Here is a 19,666-nt window from a genome sequence, read left to right on the forward strand (position 1 = left end):
GGGGCGGTGATGGGGTGGGGCGGGCCTGTGTTACGCGGGCCGGGCCACACCCGGAGTGTCAGGCCTTGCCCAGCAACTCCCGTACGTGCTGGACGATTTCCTCGTTGGTGTAGGCGTGCCCCCCGATGCCCCAGCCGCCGGGGACCGCCTCGGTCAGCGCGACCCAGGTGCGTTCGGCGAGGGAGGGGTCGCCCGCGGCGGCCGCCACCAGTTCCGAGAGCTCCTTGACCAGGCCGAGTTGCTGCTCCCGGTCGAGGGCGCCGGCGTTGGTGGTGACGTTGACACGCACGTGGTCGTCGCCGCCGCCCGCGGTGGAGAACGCGTCCGCGTCCAGCTCGTGGACGAACGCGGCGGTGTTGTCCGTGAAGAACGGGATGACCGGAACCTTCTCCCAGCGCATGATCGCCTGGGCGAGATCCCGGGCAAGGGCCTTGCGGTCCTTGATGATCCCCTTGGCGGCGTACACGTCGATCATGGGCATGCGATGGATCCTCGCCTTGTCTCGCGTCGAACTCTGCACGTCGATCGTGTCCGGCACGGGAGCGTGGGAGATCCCGTGATGCGCGTAGTCCGTGCGCGTGGGATGCGTAGGGGCGGGGTTCCGGTGCGGCCCTCCGGAGTCCGCTTCAGAGGTTGATCATGTGTCCGGCAAGCCCGTGCAGGGCGTCCTGGACCGCCTCGCTCAGCGTCGGATGGGCGTGCACGTTCCGGGCGAGCTCGTGCACCGTGAGATCCCATTTCTGGGCGAGCGTCAGCTCGGGCAGGAGTTCCGTCACGTCCGGTCCGATCATGTGGCCGCCGATGAGTTCGCCGTACCGGGCGTCGCTCACGAGCTTCACGAATCCGACCGTGTCGCCGAAGCCGTGTGCCTTGGCATTGGCGGTGAAGGGGAACTTCGCCACCCGCACGTCGAAGCCCTGGGCGCGGGCCTCTGCCTCGGTCCAGCCGAAGCTGGCGATCTGCGGCTGGCAGAACGTCGCGCGCGGGATCATGCGGTAGTCCAGTTCCATGGTCTCCGCGCCGGCGATGCTCTCCGCGGCGACGATGCCCATCGCCTCGGCGGTGTGCGCGAGCATCAGCTTCGCCGTGACGTCGCCGATGGCGTAGATGTGCGGCCGGCTGGTGCGGCAGTAGCCGTCGATGTCGATGGCACCGCGCTCGGTGAGCCGTACCCCGGTGCTGTTCAGCCCGTAGCCGGCCGTCCGCGGCTGGAAGCCGGTGGCCTGGAGGACCTTCTCCGCCTCCAGGACCTGCTCCGAGTCGTCGGACCGCACCGTCACCCGGACGTTGTCCTCGGTCTCCTCGATGGACTGCACGGCGGTGGAGGTCAGGACCCGGATGCCCTGCCGCTTGAAGCGCCTGGTCAGTTCGGCCGAGACCTCCTCGTCCTCGAGCGGGGCGATCCGGTCCAGGAACTCCACCAGCGTGACCTCGACGCCGTACGCCCGCAGCAGATAGGCGAACTCGACGCCGATGGCCCCGGCACCTGCGATGACAATGCTCGACGGAAGGCTGTCGGAGAGGATCTGCTCCTCGTAGGTGACGACGCGCCGGCCCAGCGACGTACCGGGCAGCAGCTTCACGGTCGAGCCGGTGGCGATGATGCAGGAGCGGAAGGAGAGCGTCGTCTCGCCGTCCTTCAGGCGCACCTGGAGGGTGTGCGGGTCGAGGAAGGTGCCCTGCCCCTCGACCTGCTCGATCTTGTTCTTGCGCATGAGGTAGCCGACACCCTTGACCCGCCCGTCGGCCACCACCCGGCTCCGCTCGTAGGCGGCACGGTAGTCCAGACCCACCTCACCGCTGATCTTCACGCCGAACTTCTCCGCGTCGTGCAGGATCAGCTGGGCGACCTCGGCGTTGCGCAGCAGCGCCTTCGCCGGGATGCAGCCGATGTTCAGACAGACGCCGCCCCAGAAGCGGCCCTCCACGATGGCCGTGCGCAGGCCCAGCTGGGCGGCGCGGATCGCGGCCACGTAGCCGCCCGGCCCGGCTCCCAGGACGACGACGTCGAAGTCGGTCTGCATGGCTCCACCTCACCGTTGTGTCGAGTCGATCTGCTGACTCCACCGTCGCACGATCAGGTCGTACGATCAGCCGGTCGGGTAGATGAGATCGAGCGGGCCGGACAGTGCGGCGCGCACCCGGCGGGCGGTCTCGTCGACCAGGACCTCGGGCTCGTCGCGGGCGATCGCGTCCATCGTCTGCGCGGCCACCTCGGCCGCATCGGTCTTCGGCTCGTCGACCGCCGCGGTGGCGTCGGTGTCCACCCAGCCGACGTGCACGCCGACGACCAGCGTTCCCTGCTCCCGCAGGGCGACCCGCAGCGCATTGGTCACCGACCACTGCGCCGCCTTCGACGCGGCGTAGCTGGGGAACCGCTTGGTCGAGCGCCACGACGCCACGGACAGCATGTTCACCAGGGCGCCGCCGCCGTTGGCCGCGAGCACCGGCGCGAAGGCCCGGGAGACGGCCCAGGTGCCCAGGTAGTTCACCTCCAGCTCCTGCCGCGCGCCGTCCAGGGAGCCCTCCAGCAGGCCCGGCCCGGCCTGGATGCCGGCGTTGTTGATCACGATGGTCGCGTCCGACGCGGTCCGCGCGGCGGCCTCGATCTGCGCGGGGTCGGTGACGTCCAGGCGCAGCGGTTCGAGACCCGGCTCGGTGAGGTCCTCCGGCCGCCGTACGCCCGCGTACACCTTGGCCGCGCCCCGGTCCAGCAGGGCACGGCAGAACGCCAGGCCGATCCCCCGGTTCGCCCCGGTCACCAGCGCGACCGCTCCCTCGATCTTCATGGTCGGACACCTCGCTCCACGGTTCACGGCCACCCGGCGGACGGCCCGGCCCTGTGCTTCATGCTGCGGCCTGCGCGGGCCGCTCACATCCGAAACCGCAACTGTCAGCAGGGTTTCTTCACAAGACTCGCTATCGTGGAGACATGAAACGGACCTCGTTCGCCAAGTGGCCGTGCTCCATCGCACGGACCGTCGATCTGCTGGGTGACCACTGGACGCCGCTGGTGGTGCGGGAGGCGTTCTACGGGATCCGGCGCTTCGACGAGTTCCAGCAGGAACTGGGCATCGCCCGCAACACGTTGACCGACCGGCTGCGCCACCTGGTGGACGAGCGGATCCTGGAGAAGCGGCTGTACGAGGCCGAGCCGCCGCGCTACGACTACGTCCTCACGGAGAAGGGGCGGGACCTGTTCGCGGTGCTGGCCGCGATGTCCGCGTGGGGCGACCGCTGGCTGGCCGGGGAGCGGGGCGTGCCCGTGGTGTTCCATCACGAGGCCTGCGACCACGACACCACCGCCGAGGTCGTCTGCTCGGCGTGCCGTACGCCGCTCAGGTCCGAGGAGACCTCGATGCGGATGGGACCCGGATATCCCGAGCGGCTCAGGCAGCGGCCGGACATCCGCCGGCGGTTCGGCACCGACTGAGCACGGCGTGCCCCTCTCCCCTTGACAGAGTCAGTCTCACGTAGCAACTCTGGAGGTCAGACACATGTACGGCAAGGAGGCCGACGGTCTTGGAGTGGACGGGCGCACGCTACGCGGACAAACCTACGATCGAGGTGCGGACCTGGATCGACGCCCCACCGGCCACGGTGTGGGCCCTGGTCAGCGACATCGAGCTGATGCCGGACATGAGCGAGGAGCTCCGGTCCGTCACCTGGCTGGACGGGGCCGCCGGTCCGGCGGTGGGGGCCAGGTTCGTCGGCCGCAGTGAACACGAGGCGTTCGGGAAGTGGGAGACCACCTCCCATGTCATCGAGTGCGAGCCGGAGTCGGTGTTCGCCTGGGCGGTGCAGGACCCCTCCGAGCCCTCCGCGGTCTGGCGGTTCCGGCTCCGCCCGAAGGACGGCGGGACCGAGCTGTCGCAGTGGATGCAGCTGGGGCCGGGGCGGTCCGGGCTGTCCTTCGCCATCGACCGGATGCCGGACAAGGAGCAGAAGATCGTGTTCGTACGGCTGCGGGAGTTCGAGCGTGGCATCACCGCCACCCTCGCCCAGATCAAGAAGCGGGCGGAGGCGTGATGCGCACGGCCACCACGATCGAGGCCTCGGGTGGCGCGCACTGGTCCCAGCAGGGCGACTTCGTGGTCGAGGCCGAGAAGCTGGGCCTCGACGTCTGCTGGGTCGCCGAGGCCTGGGGCTCCGACGCGCCCTCCGCGCTCGGCTACTACGCGGCCCGCACCGACCGGATGCTGCTCGGCTCCGGCGTCATGCAGCTCGGCACCCGGACACCGACGGCCGTGGCCCAGACGGCCATCACCCTCTCCAACCTGTCCGGCGGGCGTTTCCTGCTCGGCCTCGGCGCCTCCGGCCCGCAGGTGATCGAGGGACTGCACGGCGTCCCCTTCGCCCGGCCGCTGCGGCGGATGCGCGAGACGGTGGAGATCGTCCGGGCGCTGGTCGGCGGTGGCCGGCTCTCCTACTCCGGTACGGAGTTCACGGTGCCGCTGCCGGGCGGCGAGGCCGTCCCGATGCGCCTGTCGATGCGCGCCGAGCACGAGATCCCCGTCTACCTCGCGGCCCTCTCCCCCGCCATGCTGCGGCTGACCGGCGAGGCCGCCGACGGCTGGCTGGGCACCAGCTTCGTGCCCGAGGGCGCCGCCGACGCCTATTTCGCGCACCTCGACGAGGGCCTGGCCCGCAGCGGCCGTACCCGCGCGGACCTGGACGTCTGCCAGGGCGCGGAGGTCGCCTTCGCTGCCGACGAGGAGGCGCTCGGCGCGATGGTCGCCGGGCGCAAGAAGGAACTGGCCTTCAGTCTGGGCGGGATGGGATCGGCGTCCACCAACTTCTACAACAGCGCCTACAGCCGCCAGGGCTGGGCCGAGGTCGCCGCCGAGGTGCGCGACCGCTGGCAGTCCGGTGACCGGGACGGCGCGGCCGGTCTGGTCACCGACGAGATGGTGCTCGGTACGACACTGATCGGCACCGAGGCCATGGTGCGCGAGCGCCTCGCGGTCTGGCGCGACGCCGGCGTCGACACCGTCCGGCTCTACCCGGCGGGCGAGACCCTGGAGGACCGGCTCACCACCCTGGGGCGGGCGATCGAGCTGGTCCGCGAGGTCGGCCCGGTCAGTTGAGGGCGTCGCTCGGAGCCGGCTCCTCCTGCCGCCGTGCGTGCTGCTCGTTCCAGAGGTGGGCCAGCTCGCCGAGTGCGCTGCTGACGCGGGCCAGTTCCCAGAACAGGTAGAGGGCGGCTACGGCGAACGGGATCCACTGGCCCCAGTGGAAGAGGAGAACCGGCATGTACAGCAGGCCGACCAGGACCAGGAACTTGACGAGGACCTCGGCCACGTAGGCCCGCTGGGGAGCGACGACGGCGTGCTCTCCGCGGCCGTGGATCCACTGGAGGCGCGATCTCATGACTGCTCCCTCGGGCTCTGGGCGCACGCGCTGCTCGAACAGGCCGCCACCGACTGACAGTTGACAGTTTCGAGGTGCGTACGGCCCGGAGCCAGCCTTGCCCGAGGACTTCGGCATATCTCCATATGATCACCGTGAGCGGTGGGCTGCGTTCCGGCTACGCCGAGGTGAGGCGGTCCCGGCGGGCGGCCAGCTCCCGGCGGGAGTGGACGTCGAGTTTCCGGAACACCTTGCGCAGGTGGTAGTCGACCGTGTGCACGCTCAGATAGAGCTGGGCGGCGATCTCCCCGTTGGTGGCGCCCCCTGCGGCGAGCCGGGCGACCCGGGCCTCCTGGGGAGTGAGTGCGTCGCCGCCGCTCGGTGCGTGCGGGCCGGCCGGGAGGGAGTCGCCGGCCGCGGAGAGTTCCTGTGCCGTCCTGGCGGCGAAGCCCTGGGCGCCCATGGCGACGAAGAACTGGTGGGCGGTGCGCAGTTCGTGGCGGGCTTCCTTGGTCCGGCGCTCCCGGCGCAGCCATTCGCCGTAGAGCTGGTGGCTGCGGGCCCGGCGCAGGGGGCCGCGGGCCTCCTCGTGGTGCTGGACGGCCTGGACGTAGAGTTTCTCGGCCGCCGACGGGTCGGCGGTGGTCAGGGCCCGGGCGCGGGCGAGGTCGCCGAGCAGGCCCGGGACAGGGGTGCGGGACGCGAGCCGGGCCAGGAGTTCCAGCAGGCCGCGTGCCTCGTCCGCGCGGCCGCTGCGCGTCGCCGCCTCGACCATGTCGACGAGGGCGAACTTCGCCTGGCAGGTGTCCCCGATCTGCCCCGCCAGGCTCAGGTACGCCTCCTCGTAGCGGCTCCGGCTCAGTTCGAGCACGCACCGGGCGTAGTCGAGGAAGACCAGCTGGTACCCCTGTCCGGTGCGGGCGGCATGCTCGCGCACCGCCTCGACCAGCGTGCCGGCCTCCTCGAACCGGCCGCGCCAGGCGGCGATGAGCAGGGCGCCGAGATGCAGCTGGGAGCCGCGGGCCTCCTCCAGGGCCGCCCGCTGGTCGAAGAGGCGCTCGGACTCGTCGAGCCGGCCGGCGATCAGCTCCGAGAGGGCGGTGTGGCTGAGGGCGAGGGCCATCGGGATGGCGGCGCCCCGCCGGCTCGCCTCGGTGTGCAGCCGCCGGGCGAGTTCGTGCAGGGTGATGTCGTCGCCGAGGACGGTGGCGTGCGAGCAGGCCGCGGCCAGCAGCTGGAACAGTTCGGGTGCGGTGGACTCCTCGCGCTGTACCGCCGTCAGGGCCCGGCGGAGCCGTGGGCCGGCACCGGCGAGTCCTTCGAGGTGTACGGCGGTGTCGGCCTCCAGCACCAGGTCGCCCGTGGTGGGCCGCATCCCGGCGGGCAGCGGCAGCGATCGGACGGTCTCGGCGACGCTGCGGCGCGTCGCCCCCTGCGGTGCCAGGGAGCCGCTGATCTGCGCCTGGACGAGCGCTTCCACGAGGATGTCGCGGGCCAGCCGGATGTCGACGGGGCCCACTTCCCGGGCCGCGGCCAGCAGGGCGTACGTCGCCGCCGCCGGCGCGCCGGTGAGCCGGTGGATCCGGGCCTGGACGCGCTGGAGCCGGCCGTCGTAGCACTCGTCGGCGCGGTGGGCGGCCGCCTCGTCGAGCAGCGTCTGCGCCCGTCCCGGAGAGCCGGCCACGGCACTCGCCTCGGCCGCCGCCAGCAGGCGCCGGGCCCGGGCGGGCGGGTCCGAGGTCAGGGACGCGGAGCGGGCCAGCAGCGACGAGCTGCCGGTCCAGTCGCCGCGGTCGCGGGTGCGTACGGCGGCGCGGTCGAGTTCCGCCGCGACGGCGTCGTCGGGATCGGTGGCGGCCGCCGCGAGGTGCCAGGCGCGCAGGTCGGCCTCGCCGAGATCCGCCGCGACCTCGGCGAGGACGGCGTGCACCCGGGCACGTCTGGCGAGGGGGGCGCCGTGGTAGACGGCCGAACGGATCAGCGGGTGGCGGAATCTGACGGTCTCGCGGATGGAGAGGAGGTCGCGCTCCTCGGCCGCCACGGCGTCGCCGGCGTCGAAGCCGAGCTCTGGGCCGGCCCGCCACAGCACGTTCGGGTCGCTGGTGGGATCGGCGGCCGAGGTGAGCAGGAGGGTGCGGGTCCGCGGTGGCAGCGCCAGCGCCTCACGGAGGTAGACCCGTTCCAGGGCGCGGCCGAGCGGGATCGGCTCGGGCAGCGGTGTCTCGCCGCTGAGCTGGTCGGCACGCAGCTCGCGGGCCGCCTCGATGAGGGCGAGGGGATTGCCGCCGGTCGAGGCGACCACCCGGTCGCGGACCCCGGGGTCGAGGACGCCGGAGACCACCGATTCCAGCAGCCGTCCGGCCGCGTCCGCGTCGAGTCCGGTCACCGCCAGTTCGGGGAGTCCCGCCAGGTGGTCGGCCCGGTCGAGGTCGTCGCGGGTGGCGAAGACCATGGTGATCGCGTCGGCGTGCAGCCGGCGGGCCACGAAGGCGAGCACCGCGGCGGACTCCTCGTCGAGCCAGTGCGCGTCGTCCACCAGGCACAGCAGGGGCCGGTCGTCGGTGCGGGCGGCCACCAGTCCCAGCGCGGCGAGGGCGACCAGGAACCGGTCGGGCGGGCTGGTCCGTTCCTGGAGTCCGAAGACCTGGCCGAGAGCCGCCCGTTGCGGGTCGGGCAGCTCGGGCAGCTGGGACAGATGCGGTCTGAGCAGCTGGTGCAGGGCGGCGAAGCCGAGCTCGGTCTCGGACTCCACGGCGTCGAAGCGCATGATCTCGAAGTCGGCGGCCGCGGCCTGGAGGTGGTCGAGCAGGGCACTCTTGCCGGTCCCCGGCCCGCCCCTCAGGACCAGGACGCCGCTCATCCCGCGCCGGGCGTCGCCGAGTGCTGCCGTCAGCCGGCCGTACTCCTCGTCCCGCCCGAACAGCTCGTCCAATGGTCAACCCCTGAATGCTCGAAAGGGGCGGTTTCCGCTGCTCTCTGCCACGCGAGGGTCCGGTCACCGGATCCGCGAGGCCCATACTGACCAGCGCCTGGGCCCTTTGTCCAGTTGCCCCCACGGTCCGTGGCGGCGGGCCTACCGTACGGCGTCGGCCACGTGATGCCGCCCGTGCGGTCCGGTGTCAGGCTGGAAAGCGATGCCGTCTGCCCGGCCCTGTCGCCGACGCACCCGCGGTGCCGCGCTCGACCGGTGGTGACCTGCGGAGACGAGCGGCCGGCCGAACTCCACCGCCGCGGCATCGGCCCTTTCTGGAGGTTCGTCATGAAGGATCTGCCCCCGCCGCCCACCCCGTACCTGGAGCCCGCGGCCCGCGAACTCGCCGACGCCACCGCACCCCACCCGCGGATCTACGAAGTGTCGCCCCCGCAGGGGCGGGACATCCTCGCCGGTCTCCAGACCGGTGAGGGCGTGGCCAAACCACCGGCCGACGAGAGCTGGATCGACGTCGACGCCGGCGAGTGGGGCACCGTACGCGCCCACGTCATCAAGCCCGAGGGCGTCAACGGGCCGCTCCCCGTGATCTTCTACATCCACGGCGCCGGGTGGGTCTTCGGAGACGAGAACACCCACGACCGGCTCGTGCGGGAGCTGGCCGCCGGGGCGCGGGCGGCGGTGGTGTTCCCCGTCTACGACCGGGCGCCCGAGGCGAAGTACCCCACCCAGATCGAGCAGAACTACGCCGTCGCCCGGTGGGTCGTGCAGCACGGCACCGAGTCCGGCCTCGACCCGTCCCGGATGGTGGTCTGCGGGGACTCCGTCGGCGGCAACATGTCGGCGGTCCTCGCCCAGATGGCCAAGGACCGCGGCGACATCGATCTCGCCGCGCAGATCCTGCTCTACCCGGTCACGGACGCCGACTTCGACACGCCGTCGTACCAGCAGTTCGCCGACGGCTACTACCTCACGCGGGACGGCATGATCTGGTTCTGGGACCAGTACACGAGTGACGACGCCCAGCGCCACGAGCGCTACGCGGCCCCGTTGCAGGCTTCCGTCGACGACCTCAGGGGGCTGCCGCCGGCCCTGGTGATCACCGACGAGGCCGATGTGCTGCGTGACGAGGGCGAGGCCTACGCGGCCCACCTGCGGGAGGCGGACGTCCCGGTCACCGCCGTGCGGGTCCAGGGCATGGTGCACGACTTCATGATGCTCGACAGCCTGCGCGACACGAAGGCCACGAACGTCGCGCGGCACCTTGCCGTCGACTCCATCAGGGAGGCCCTGCACACCACCTGAGGCTCCGCCGGCGTCGACGACCGGGCGGCCCACCGGATGCCGGCCCTCCGGGCGACCGCGCAGACCATCGGACCGGGGCCGGCTCCCGGCCTCCTGCGGGCCTGCTCCCGCCCTCCTGCGGGCCTGCTCCGGTCTGGGCGGAACCGGAGCAGGCCCTTCTCGGTCGCGCGACTCAGCGGTGGTGCGGCGACGTCAAGTAGTGCCGGCGGAGCAGTTCGCTGCCGTAGTCGTTGCCGTTGGGGGTGCGGATGACGGAGTGGATGTGCAGCTGGCTGGGCCCGTCACCGCGGGTCCTGCCGTACGCGCCGCCCAGCGGCCCCGCCGCCTGGCAGTCGACCTCGATCCACACGACCGGGCTGTGGACCCGCATGTAGAAGGGGTCGTCGTCGCCGGTGCCGCCGATCCAGGCCGCGTAGGTGTCCGCGAGGTGGCTGCGGATCTCGGCCATCCGCGCCTTCGCCACATCGGCCTTGGCCCGGTTCACGAACGCCTCGGCGACCGCGAGGAGCTTGCGTTGCTGGGCCGTGGTGAGTTCGGTGGCCCGGATGCCGGCGTAGGCGATGACCGCGTTGTCGGCGAAGGCGCCGGCCTTCATGTCCTCGTCCGCCTTCGTGGCCGAGACGATGGCGGTCGCCTGCTGGGTCTCGGTGAGCGACTGGATGAACGCCAGGCTCGCCTCCACCTCCTCCTGGCAGACCGAGACGGTCTCGCCGTCGATCTCCATCCTGGTCGGCTCCGAGCCCCAGAAGCAGGGGCTCATGACGACCTGGTCGCCGAGCACGAAGTAGTTGACGACCAGGTGGTGGCCGTCGAACTGGAAGCCCCAGGGCTCGGTGGCCGAGGGGGTGCCCATCACGGTCCAGTAGAAGAGCTCGTCGTTGAAGACGTCGGCCTTGCCGAGCATGACGCCGGCGGCGTTGTTGAGGCGGCGGATCTTCTCGGTGGTCTCCAGGCCGTCCGCGCTCAGCGCCGCCGTCATCAGGGCGCTGCCCAGCGCGTTCTGCTCGTCCGTCAGGTCGGCCAGTGACACGCCCTGGCGCTTGAACTCCCCGGGGTCGAGATTGCTCCAGGTCCGCCACTCCGTGGAGCGCAGCGAGAACTGCGTCTTCGCCTTCTGGGTGTCGGTGAGCCCGGCCAGGAAGGCCTGGGCGGCCGCGACGACGGGTGCGGTGGCGACGCCCTTGGAGTGGAGCGTGAACAGGTCGTCGATCTGTCTGCCGTCGGTGGTCAGGCCGTAGAAGTCCTCGGTGATGGTCTGGGTGCCGAGGACACCGCCGCCGCCTCCGTTCCCACGGGTGGGGCTCGCGCTGGGGGACGGGCTCGCGCTGTCGTCGGCCGCGGCCGAGGGGCCGGTGGTGGAGCCGCCGTCGGCGAACGCCACCGCGCCGGCTCCGCCCATGGCGGTGAACGCGGCGGCACCGCCGGTCAGGAAGACTCTGCGCATGAAGGCACGGCGGTCGGCTTCCGCCGCGTGCCCTTCCTGTGCCGTGCTTTCACCCATGCCGGTTTCGGACATCAGGTCGCACCTCTCGTTTCTCGGATCTTCGGGTTTCTGGTCAGCGGCGGCGCGACGACTATCACCGAGAAGAATGAGAAATCCATGAAATAGCTCTCGTGCAGATTTACGCAGCACCGAAAGTCGGCCAGCAGCTGAATTCAGCCACTGTCGAGCGGTGATGATTTCACTGAAGGAAGGCCTTCGGTACGGCCCTGGCCCCCCTCCGGCCGGTTTCCCGCCCTTTTCTCTGAAATACCTCAGATTTTCAGAGACGGCGTGGCCCCCGTCGCCCCGGACTGCGTAGGCGGGGATCTACGTGGTTTTCACCGACGCGGACGGCCGCCCCGCCACGGGATTGTCCTGCCCGGTACCCAGTTCGCCGGCCGACCAGCACGCGAGCGCATCACCGTTCATGGAGAGACCATGACCATCATTCGTCGTACCGTCCCCACCGCCGCGGCTGCCGCCGCGTTCGGTATCGCCGGCGTACTCGGGCCGGCCGTGTCGGGGTCGGCTCAGCCGGCCTCCGCGTCGACCACGACGGCGGTCGATCTGTCGAGCCACCACCGCCTGCCGGCCGTTGCCGTCGACTGGGCGGCCGTGTGGAACGGCAACGACCCGCAGTGCTTCGCCGCCCTGTTCGCCAAGGACGGCTCCCGATACACCGACCACGCCTTCGGGAGGACGTTCAGCGGACAGCTGCTCAATGCGCCCAAGCCGTTCTCCGTGCCGGTCGCGACGATCCTTCGGCTGCGCGGGAACAAGATCCTTGCCAATGACGACTACTACAACATGAAGGACGTCCTGATTCAGTCCGGTCTCCCGGCCGACACCGTCTTCGGCTGACAGACCCGGCACGGAGTACGCGGACCACGGCTGCGCGGACCGCGGCCCCCCTGCACCCCCGTTAGAGTGACAGCGTTCGTCACCGCCCGGGGAGGGGAGCCGCCACCATGGTGTTCGTCGCCCGGAAGAACGAGCTGCGCGCGCTCGACGACCTGGTGCGCGCGGCGGCGGACGGACGCGGCGGGGCCCTGGTGGTGGCCGGCGAAGCGGGGATGGGCAAGTCCACGCTCGTCGACACCGTGGTCCGCGGGCTCGACGGATGGCTGGTCCTGCGCGCCTCCGGCACCGAGTTCGAGCGGGACCTTCCGTACGCCGCGCTGCACCAGCTCTGCGCATCGGTGATCCGGCATCGCGACGGCCTGCCCGCGGTGCAGCGACAGGCCCTGGAGTCGGTGTTCGGCCTCGGCGGCGGGACGACCCCTGACCCGCTCACGATCGGGCTGGCCGTGCTGGGGTTGCTGCACGAGCTCGCCCAGGACCGGCCGGTGTGCTGCGCGGTGGACGACGTCCAGTGGGTCGACGCGGGGACCCGCCAGGTGCTGGGCTTCGTCGCGCGACGCGTCGCCGCCGAGCGGATCGCGGTGGTGCTCGCCGAGCGGAGTCCGTCCGTCGAACGGGACCGGTCCGTCGAGCGAGGCCGGTCCGCCGAGCCCGGCTTCACCGGTCTGCCGCGCCTGCCGTTGCCGGGTCTCGGCGACGCGGAAGCCAGGACGCTGCTGCGTTCGGCCGCACGCGCGGACCTGGACGGCGAGGTGCTCGAACGGATCCTGGCCGAGGCCGGCGGAAACCCCCTGGCCCTGCTGGAACTCGGCCACCGGACCGGGCCGTTGGGCCTGCCCGCCGGGAGCGACGACGGACCGCGGGCCAATGTGGTGGACGCGCTGGAGGACCGGTTCGCCCGCCGGGTGCGCGCACTGCCCTCCGCGGCCCGCTCACTGGTGGTGCTCGCCGCCGCGGAGCCGGTCGGCGACCTCGGTTTGATACGTCGCGCAGCATGTCTGCTCGCCCTGGACCCGGCCGAACTGACCGCCGCGGAGGACGAGGGGCTGATCAGCCTCGGGCCCCGGCTGCGCTTCCGCCACCCGCTCGTGCGCTCGGGCGCCTACCGCTCGGCCACCCCCGGCGCGCGGCGGCAGGTCCACGCCGCACTCGCCGCGGCCACCGACGCGGAGACCGACCCCGACCGCCGCGCCTGGCACCGGGCGCACTCGGTGGTCGACACCGACGAGGCGGTCGCCGCGGAGCTGGTCGGCTCCGCCGGGCGAGCGCGGCGGCGCAGCGGTCTGGCCGCGGCCGCGGCGTTCCTCGAACGCGCGGCCCAGCTGACGCCCGATCCCGTCCGCCAGGGTGAGCGGATGCTCGCCGCGGCCCGGGCGAGGCTGGACTCCGGTGCACCCGCCCGGGCCCGTGAACTGCTCGCGCAGGCCGAGCGCCGTCCGCTGGAACCGGCGGACCGCGCCGATGCCCGGTTGCAGCGGGCCCTGATCGAATTCCACGTGGCCCGCAGTCCGGAGGCCACCGTCGCGCTCGTCGACGCCGCGGCCGGCCTCCCGCCCGACCGGGCCAGAGAGACCTACCTGGAGGCCTTCTCCTCCTCGATGTTCGTCGACCGGCTGCCGGGGCGACTGCGGCAGCTCGGCACCCGCATCCGCGAGCAGGCACCGCGGCGGGAGGACGAGCCCCGCCCGGTCGACCTGCTGCTCGACGCGCTGCTCGACCAGGTCCTCGCACCGGTCGAGGAGGCGGTGCCCACGATGCGGCGGGCGGTGGCCGCGTTCCGCACCGCCACGAGCCCGTGGTGGATGGAACTCGCCTGCCTCATGGCCCTCGATCTGGGTGACGACGACTCCGCCGAGGTGCTCTCCGTCCGACAGGTGGAGCTGGCCCGGGAACAGGGCGCCTTCGCCGTGCTGCCCCAGGCCCTGCGGGTCCGCGCCATTGCCGGTACGGTCTTCGGCCACTACGAGGAGGCGGCCGCGAGCCTTGCGGAGGCCCGTGCGGTCGACGAGGCGGTGGGCACCGTCAGCCTTTCCTTCGCCGAACTCATCCTGGCCGGCTGGCGCGGTGACGCCGATCGGGTCGGCGAGCTGCGGGCCACGATGCGCGGGCGCATCGGCCGCGACGAGGCGGTCGGGGAACTGTACGCGACGGCCGTGCTGCGCAACGGGCTCGCCGACTACGCCGCCGCCCTCCGAACCGGGCTCGCCTCCCGGACACAGGAGGAAGAGGGCTCCTATGTGGTGTGGAGCCTCGACCAGGAGTTCGTCGAGGCGGCCGTCCGGGCCGGACGGCCGGAGGAATGCGCCGCGGTCATGGTCCGGCTCGAAGCCCTGGCGCGCACCGGCCGGACCGCATGGGCCGAGGCCAGGTACCGGCTCGCGCAGGCACTGCTCGATCCCACCGCGGAGAGCACCGACGCCCGCTACCGGGAAGCCGTCGACCTGTTCGCCCGGACGAAGGTGCGAGCGCACTACGGCCGTACGCGTCTGCTGTACGGCGAGTGGCTGCGCCGGGCGGGCCGCCGCGCCGACGCCCGCGTCGAACTGCAAGCGGCACACGAGACGTTGGCCGTGATCGGCGCGACCGCGTTCGCCGAGCGGGCGGCCCGCGAACTGGTCGCCACCGGGCAACGCCCGCGCCGGGACGGGACGAACCCCCTCGAACTGCTCACCGCCCAGGAGCGGCTGATCGTGGGGAAGGTCGCCGGCGGCGCGACGTCCAAGGAGGTCGCCGCCGCACTGTTCCTCAGCCCGCGCACGATCGACACGCACCTGCGCAACAGCTACCGCAAGCTCGGCATCTCCTCCCGCCGCCAGCTGCGCGAACTCCCGCTCTGAGCGTCGCGTAGGCGGCCGATCTACGTAGTTCTCACCGACGCGGCCGCGGCCGGCGGCACGGGAAGCTCGCTGCAACCACCCGGTCGAGCAGGAGCTTGTGATGACCTTTCCCGTTTCCCGCAGCGGCAGGCGGCGGATCGCCTGGGCCGCGCTCGCGGTCTCCGCCGCCGGCATCGCCGTGTTCTCGGGCGCCACCTACCTCACCGGCGACGCGTCGGCGAGCCGGATCCCGCTCAACCCGGATGTCGCGGCGCACTACCTGACGATCGTGGTGCACGCCCTGCCCGCGAGCCTGCTGTTGCTGATCGGGCCGTTCCAGTTCGCGAACAGACTGCTGGCCGGACGTCCTGCCCTGCACCGCACGCTCGGCTATGTGTACATGGGCAGCGTGGTGGTCGCCGCGCTCGCGGCCTACGTGGCCGCCACGTTCTCTGTCTCCGGCATTTCCGTGCAGGTCGCGTTCTACCTGTTGTCCACCGCCTGGCTGTACACCCTCTTCCAGGGTTTCCGCGCCATCCGGCAGGGCCAGATCCAGCTCCACCGGATCTGGCTGATCCGCAACTACGCGCTGAGCTTCGCCGCGGTCGCGCTCCGCGCCTTCCTCGGTCTCGGCCTGGTCCTGCAGGGCCCGTTCCCCTCGCTGGCCTTCCACGACATCTACACCACGAGTGTCTGGGCGTCGATCCTCGTGTGTGCTGTGGTCGCCGAGTACTTCATCATCCACCGGACACTCGCACCGCTGGTGCGCAAGCGGTCGGGCACGTCACGTGTCCCCAGGTACGACTCCTGATCTGCGACCGCCCCGCCCCGCGAGTGCGCCAGGCCGGCTACGCCGTCGCGGTCATTCCGTTCAGAAGTGCGGTCAGGATGCGGGTGAGCCTGGGCTCGACGTCGACGACCGCGTGCGCCAACTCGGGCCGTGACTCGTAGAGTTCACGGAGCCGGGTGCCGGGCGCGGCCATCTGCCAGAGTGCCCCTGCCATGCCGGTGGCGGTGGCGATCACGTCGGTGGCCGCGCGGTCGGTGATGCCCAGCAGTTCGCGCAACACCGCTGTCAGCGAGGCGACTTCGCCGAGGGCGACCGTCTTGAACGCGTACGCGGCCTCCAGCGACACGTTGCGCTCCAGGTTCAGCGGCGCCTGGGCGAGCAGGTCGCAGAAGAACGGCCGTGCCACAAGAGACCGGGCGATGGCGGCCGCGACCTCGTCGTGTCCGGCGCAGGCCGGCTCGGCGAGCCGCGCGCGCAGTGCCGCCGACCACTCCTGCCAGCCCTCCGCGGTGAGGCTCAGGAAGATCTGTTCCCGCGTCTCGAAGTAGCGCAGCATCGCGGACTTGTGCATGCCGACGGCGGCGGCGATGTCCGTCAGCGTCACCTCGCGCACGCTGCGCTCGGCGCCGAGCGAGCGGGCGGCGTCGAGGATCTCCCGCTCGCGCTGCTCCTTGGCCGCCGCACTGCGGGCGCGCTGGGGACGGGACGAACTCATGACCGAAACAATAGCACAACACCGTTTCGCTAACGCGTCCGCCGGTGGTCCGCCGACACGCCTTCCGGCTCCCTTTCCCCAGCCTCTATCCCCGACCTTGGGCGACCGCCAACACCGATCGCCCTCCCCCGCGTTAAAGGTCTCGCAGGGAGCCTGTCGCAGAACTCTCGCGGAATTGTCCGTGATCGGTAACGGATGGATCCGGTACCCGCCGCCTTCCGTCCTGACGGGTGCACGAGGTCGACACAACGACAAGGAACGGGGCGGACATGGCGCGGCACGGCGGACGGGGATGGTACGGCCAGGTGGTCGCGGCGGCGCTCGGGGTCACAGCGGTGACCGTGGCCGCCTCGCTGTGGACCGCGCAGGCCGGTCCCGTCAACGGGCGTGCGGAAGCCGGGACTTCGGCGCACCGCCCGGCTCCGAGGGTGGCCCCGGTGTCGGTGGGGATCGCGCATGCCTCGGACCGCGGCGCCAGGGGCGTGAACATCACCATCGACGACGGGCCGGACCCGGTCTGGACCCCCGAGGTGCTCCAGGTGCTCAAGCAGTACGGCGTGAAGGCCACGTTCTGCATGATCGGACCGCAGGCGCAGGCGCACCCGGACCTGGTCAAGGCGGTGGTGGCGGCCGGGCACCGGCTGTGCGACCACACCGTCTCCCACGACGTCACCATGGACACCAAGTCCGAGGCCTACCAGTCCCGGCAGATCCTCGACGCCGAGCGCATGATCACCGAGGCGTCCGGGGGCGTACGGCCGCTCTACTACCGCGCTCCGGGCGGCGCCTTCACCCCGTACAGCCGCAAGCTCGCCGCCTCCCACGGGATGCGTCCGCTGGGCTGGAACGTCGACTCGAAGGACTTCGAGCGCCCCGGTACGGCCGCCATCGTCGCCACGGTCAAGGGCGAGATGCCCAACGGGCCGACCGTCCTCTTCCACGACGCCGGCGGCGACCGCTCCGAGACGGTGGCCGCCCTGCGCGAGGTGCTGCCCTGGCTGAAGGAACAGGGGTACTCGTTCGGCTTCCCGGTGCGGTGAGCAGACGCCTCCCGCCGCGCTGGGTATATGTTGCGGACGGACCGGCGGTGGCCGCATATGGGTGGTGTGCGCGGTGCGGCGGCGGGGCCGGCTGCCCGGGGCCAGCGGGAGGTGGACATGTCGGGGCGGGCACCACGCTGGGTGACGTGGCTGCGCGGCAAGGACCCGGACCTCGGGGCGACCCGGCGGGCCGGGCGGACGGCGCTCGTGATGCCCGCCCTGTTCGCCCTGTGCTCCGAGGTGCTGCACTCGCCGACGATGGCGAGCTACGCCGCGTTCGGTTCGTTCTCGATGCTGCTGCTGGTGGACTACTCCGGGCCGATGGTGGAGCGGTTGCGGGCGCAGGCGGCGCTCGCGGTGGCGTGGCTGGTGCTGATCTGCGCGGGAACACTGGCGGGGCGGAACCTGTGGCTCGCCGTGGCGGCCACGGTCGTGATCGGCTTCGCGGTCCTCTTCGCCGGCGTGGTCAGCTCGGTCCTGGCCGGCAGCTCGACGGCGCTCCTGCTGGCCTTCGTACTGCCGGTCAGCGCCCCGGTACCGCTGTCGCAGCTGCCCGAGCGGCTCGCCGGTGCGGGCCTGGCGGCGGCGGTGGCACTGCCGGCCGTCGCCCTGCTGTGGCCGCGCCCGGTCGCCGATCCGCTCAGCGCCCCGGCGGCCGCCGTCTGCCGGGCCGCCGCCGGGTATCTGCGGATCCGCGCCTCCCTGCCGGGCCCGGACGGGCCGGTGCCCGACGCCGAGCGGTGCCGGGTGGGGGCGGAGCACACCGCCCGGGCCGGCGCGGACCTGCGCGGAGCCTTCGACGCCACCCCGTACCGCCCCACCGGCCTGTCCGCGACCTCACGGGCCCTGGTCCGGCTGGTGGACGAGCTGACCTGGCTGTGCGCCATCCTCGTCGACCGGTCCGAGTACACCGCCGAGCCGCCGACCTGCGATCCGGCCGCACACACCGTGCGCCGCGCCGCCGCCCACGTGCTGGACGCGGCCTGCGACCTGCTCACGGACCTGAACGGGGACACCGGTCCGCTGCAAACCCGCGCGGAGACTCTGCGGGCGGCCCTGGCCGGGATGGAGCACAGCTCCACCGTCCGGGTGCCCGCCGAGCACCCGGGCGGTACCAGCACGGCCGAGGTCTACGGGTTCATCGCCACGCTCGACGTGTCCTTCCGCTCCCAGGAAGTCGGCTTCGCCGTGTTGCAGATCGCCGACAACGTCGCCATGGCGGCCACCGCCTGGCAGCGCAGCTGGCCGGAGCGGCTCCTGGGCCGTGAGCCCGGCGCCCTGGCCGCACCCCTCGCCTCCGCCCGGGAACGGGCCGTCGCCCATCTCAGGCCCGACTCGGTGTGGCTGCACAACAGCCTGCGCGGCGCCGTCGGCCTCGGCATCGCCGTGTTCCTGGCCGGGGTGACCGGTGTGGGGCACTCCTTCTGGGTGCTGCTCGGCACCCTGTCCGTGCTGCGCTCCAACGCGCTCAGCACCGGGCAGAACGCGGTCCGTGCCGTCCTCGGCACCGTGGCCGGGTCCGTGATCGGCGCCGCGCTGTTCCATCTGATCGGCCACCACGGCACCGCGCTGTGGTTCGTGCTCCCCGTGGCCATCCTGTTCGCCGGAATCGCGCCCGCCGCGGTGTCCTTCGCCGCCGGGCAGGCCGCGTTCACCGTGACGCTCGTGGTGCTCTTCAACGTCGGCCACGACCCCAACTGGCACATCGCCCTGCTGCGCATCCAGGACATCGCGCTGGGGTGCCTGGTCAGCGTGCTCGTGGCCGTGTTCTTCTGGCCGCGCGGCGCCCGGGCCGCGGTGCACAAGGCACTCGCCGACGCCTACCACGACAGCGCCGGCTACCTCGACGGCGCCGTCGACTACGCCCTCGGCCACCGTCACCCCGCCGACCCGGATCCGCGGAGCCGCGAGGCGGCGGCCTCCGCACGCCGTCTGGACGACGCGTTCCGCAGCTACCTGGCCGAACGCGGCGCCAAGCCCATGTCGCTGGCCTGCACGACCACTCTCGTCACCGGGGTCGTCGGGCTGCGCCTGGCCGCCGACGCCGTCGTCTCCCTGTGGCAGGGCGAGGACCCGGCCCGCCTCCAGGCCCTCGGGGCCGACGCCCACCGTGCCGTCCTCGGCTCGGCGGCCCTGGTCACCGACTGGTACCACGGCTTCGCAGCGAGCCTCGACAGCCGCTCGCCCGTCCCCGACACCGTCCCGCTCCGGCCCGAGGAGGCCGCGCGGCTCGTGGAGTCCGTGCGTACCGAGCTCAGCGACGGCCAGGGCCGGGCCACCCCCGTCGCGGTCCGGATCATCTGGACGGACGACCACGTCGACGCCGCCCGCCGGCTCCAGCCCGGTCTCGCCGAGGCGGCGCGGGCACAGGCGCGGGC

The 19,666-nt window shown here is 72.2% G+C and carries 16 protein-coding genes; 9 read left to right on the forward strand and 7 right to left on the reverse strand.

The window, feature by feature from the left end:
* Positions 1 to 58: 58 nt before the first annotated feature.
* The 3 genes from ACWGKQ_RS49700 to ACWGKQ_RS49710 all read right to left on the reverse strand — a co-directional run bounded on the left by ACWGKQ_RS49700 (position 59) and on the right by ACWGKQ_RS49710 (position 2,789).
* Positions 59 to 481, reverse strand: a complete 423-nt coding sequence (locus ACWGKQ_RS49700; RefSeq protein WP_453298730.1) for a tautomerase family protein — start codon at positions 479 to 481, stop codon at positions 59 to 61.
* 145 nt (positions 482 to 626) lie between these two features.
* Positions 627 to 2,024, reverse strand: coding sequence for a dihydrolipoyl dehydrogenase (lpdA, locus tag ACWGKQ_RS49705; protein ID WP_453298731.1), 1,398 nt, complete (start codon positions 2,022 to 2,024; stop codon positions 627 to 629).
* Between the two features lie 66 nt (positions 2,025 to 2,090).
* Positions 2,091 to 2,789 carry an SDR family oxidoreductase gene (locus ACWGKQ_RS49710; RefSeq protein WP_453298732.1) on the reverse strand — a complete coding sequence of 233 codons (699 nt, stop codon included), beginning with the start codon at positions 2,787 to 2,789 and terminating at the stop codon, positions 2,091 to 2,093.
* Positions 2,790 to 2,932: 143 nt separating this feature from the next.
* Between ACWGKQ_RS49710 and ACWGKQ_RS49715 the strand changes: the two genes are divergently transcribed.
* The 3 genes from ACWGKQ_RS49715 (at position 2,933) to ACWGKQ_RS49725 (ending at position 5,087) form a co-directional block, all read left to right on the forward strand.
* Positions 2,933 to 3,433 (forward strand): winged helix-turn-helix transcriptional regulator, encoded by a 501-nt coding sequence (locus ACWGKQ_RS49715; RefSeq protein ID WP_453298733.1) that lies wholly within the window; start codon positions 2,933 to 2,935, stop codon positions 3,431 to 3,433.
* A gap of 89 nt (positions 3,434 to 3,522) precedes the next feature.
* A complete protein-coding gene (locus ACWGKQ_RS49720) occupies positions 3,523 to 4,029 on the forward strand; it encodes an SRPBCC family protein (RefSeq protein ID WP_453298734.1) in 507 nt (168 codons plus the stop codon).
* A complete protein-coding gene (locus ACWGKQ_RS49725; RefSeq protein WP_453298735.1) occupies positions 4,029 to 5,087 on the forward strand; it encodes an LLM class flavin-dependent oxidoreductase in 1,059 nt (352 codons plus the stop codon). The genes ACWGKQ_RS49720 and ACWGKQ_RS49725 overlap by 1 nt, the downstream gene beginning before the upstream one ends.
* On the opposite strand, the gene ACWGKQ_RS49730 is transcribed toward ACWGKQ_RS49725, so the two are convergent.
* Entirely contained in the window at positions 5,080 to 5,370 is a 291-nt protein-coding gene (locus ACWGKQ_RS49730) for a hypothetical protein (protein WP_453298736.1), read from the reverse strand. The genes ACWGKQ_RS49725 and ACWGKQ_RS49730 overlap by 8 nt on opposite strands.
* Before the next feature lie 157 nt (positions 5,371 to 5,527).
* Entirely contained in the window at positions 5,528 to 8,281 is a 2,754-nt protein-coding gene (locus tag ACWGKQ_RS49735) for an AAA family ATPase (RefSeq protein WP_453298737.1), read from the reverse strand.
* 327 nt (positions 8,282 to 8,608) lie between these two features.
* On the opposite strand from ACWGKQ_RS49735, the gene ACWGKQ_RS49740 reads away from it, so the two are divergent.
* Complete coding sequence (locus tag ACWGKQ_RS49740) at positions 8,609 to 9,583, forward strand: alpha/beta hydrolase (RefSeq protein WP_453298738.1); 975 nt, start codon at positions 8,609 to 8,611, stop codon at positions 9,581 to 9,583.
* 172 nt (positions 9,584 to 9,755) lie between these two features.
* On the opposite strand, the gene ACWGKQ_RS49745 is transcribed toward ACWGKQ_RS49740, so the two are convergent.
* Complete coding sequence (locus tag ACWGKQ_RS49745; protein ID WP_453298739.1) at positions 9,756 to 11,099, reverse strand: DUF3500 domain-containing protein; 1,344 nt, start codon at positions 11,097 to 11,099, stop codon at positions 9,756 to 9,758.
* A gap of 405 nt (positions 11,100 to 11,504) precedes the next feature.
* Here ACWGKQ_RS49745 and ACWGKQ_RS49750 point away from each other — a divergent pair, with 405 nt between their 5' ends.
* The 3 genes from ACWGKQ_RS49750 to ACWGKQ_RS49760 all read left to right on the forward strand — a co-directional run bounded on the left by ACWGKQ_RS49750 (position 11,505) and on the right by ACWGKQ_RS49760 (position 15,554).
* On the forward strand, positions 11,505 to 11,927 hold the full coding sequence (locus ACWGKQ_RS49750; RefSeq protein WP_453298740.1) for a hypothetical protein: 423 nt from the start codon (positions 11,505 to 11,507) through the stop codon (positions 11,925 to 11,927).
* Between the two features lie 107 nt (positions 11,928 to 12,034).
* Positions 12,035 to 14,764 (forward strand): ATP-binding protein, encoded by a 2,730-nt coding sequence (locus tag ACWGKQ_RS49755; protein ID WP_453298741.1) that lies wholly within the window; start codon positions 12,035 to 12,037, stop codon positions 14,762 to 14,764.
* A 100-nt stretch (positions 14,765 to 14,864) separates the two neighbouring features.
* The gene (locus tag ACWGKQ_RS49760) at positions 14,865 to 15,554 is read left to right on the forward strand and encodes a DUF2306 domain-containing protein (protein ID WP_453298742.1); all 690 of its coding nucleotides are present in this window, start codon (positions 14,865 to 14,867) and stop codon (positions 15,552 to 15,554) included.
* A 37-nt stretch (positions 15,555 to 15,591) separates the two neighbouring features.
* Here the strand turns inward: ACWGKQ_RS49760 and ACWGKQ_RS49765 are convergent, their stop codons facing one another.
* Positions 15,592 to 16,248 carry a TetR family transcriptional regulator gene (locus ACWGKQ_RS49765; protein WP_453298743.1) on the reverse strand — a complete coding sequence of 219 codons (657 nt, stop codon included), beginning with the start codon at positions 16,246 to 16,248 and terminating at the stop codon, positions 15,592 to 15,594.
* A 269-nt stretch (positions 16,249 to 16,517) separates the two neighbouring features.
* Here ACWGKQ_RS49765 and ACWGKQ_RS49770 point away from each other — a divergent pair, with 269 nt between their 5' ends.
* Both ACWGKQ_RS49770 and ACWGKQ_RS49775 read left to right on the forward strand, forming a co-directional pair.
* Positions 16,518 to 17,288: a polysaccharide deacetylase family protein gene (locus ACWGKQ_RS49770; RefSeq protein WP_453298744.1), complete on the forward strand. Its 771-nt coding sequence runs from the start codon at positions 16,518 to 16,520 to the stop codon at positions 17,286 to 17,288.
* A 117-nt stretch (positions 17,289 to 17,405) separates the two neighbouring features.
* Positions 17,406 to 19,666: FUSC family protein (locus ACWGKQ_RS49775; RefSeq protein ID WP_453298745.1), on the forward strand; the 2,261-nt coding region annotated here is incomplete at its 3' end.

This window comes from Streptomyces sp. NPDC054770 (assembly GCF_053611985.1).

What these genes read in the sequence shown, in the direction of transcription:
- ACWGKQ_RS49745 (WP_453298739.1), bottom strand. Translation starts at nt 11,099, where the DNA reads ATGTCCGAAACCGGCATGGGTGAAAGCACGGCACAGGAAGGGCACGCG.
- ACWGKQ_RS49765 (WP_453298743.1), bottom strand. Translation starts at nt 16,248, where the DNA reads ATGAGTTCGTCCCGTCCCCAGCGCGCCCGCAGTGCGGCGGCCAAGGAG.
- ACWGKQ_RS49725 (WP_453298735.1), top strand. Translation starts at nt 4,029, where the DNA reads ATGCGCACGGCCACCACGATCGAGGCCTCGGGTGGCGCGCACTGGTCC.
- ACWGKQ_RS49715 (WP_453298733.1), top strand. Translation starts at nt 2,933, where the DNA reads ATGAAACGGACCTCGTTCGCCAAGTGGCCGTGCTCCATCGCACGGACC.
- ACWGKQ_RS49760 (WP_453298742.1), top strand. Translation starts at nt 14,865, where the DNA reads ATGACCTTTCCCGTTTCCCGCAGCGGCAGGCGGCGGATCGCCTGGGCC.
- ACWGKQ_RS49740 (WP_453298738.1), top strand. Translation starts at nt 8,609, where the DNA reads ATGAAGGATCTGCCCCCGCCGCCCACCCCGTACCTGGAGCCCGCGGCC.
- ACWGKQ_RS49755 (WP_453298741.1), top strand. Translation starts at nt 12,035, where the DNA reads ATGGTGTTCGTCGCCCGGAAGAACGAGCTGCGCGCGCTCGACGACCTG.
- ACWGKQ_RS49710 (WP_453298732.1), bottom strand. Translation starts at nt 2,789, where the DNA reads ATGAAGATCGAGGGAGCGGTCGCGCTGGTGACCGGGGCGAACCGGGGG.
- ACWGKQ_RS49700 (WP_453298730.1), bottom strand. Translation starts at nt 481, where the DNA reads ATGCCCATGATCGACGTGTACGCCGCCAAGGGGATCATCAAGGACCGC.
- lpdA (WP_453298731.1), bottom strand. Translation starts at nt 2,024, where the DNA reads ATGCAGACCGACTTCGACGTCGTCGTCCTGGGAGCCGGGCCGGGCGGC.
- ACWGKQ_RS49750 (WP_453298740.1), top strand. Translation starts at nt 11,505, where the DNA reads ATGACCATCATTCGTCGTACCGTCCCCACCGCCGCGGCTGCCGCCGCG.
- ACWGKQ_RS49730 (WP_453298736.1), bottom strand. Translation starts at nt 5,370, where the DNA reads ATGAGATCGCGCCTCCAGTGGATCCACGGCCGCGGAGAGCACGCCGTC.
- ACWGKQ_RS49770 (WP_453298744.1), top strand. Translation starts at nt 16,518, where the DNA reads ATGGCGCGGCACGGCGGACGGGGATGGTACGGCCAGGTGGTCGCGGCG.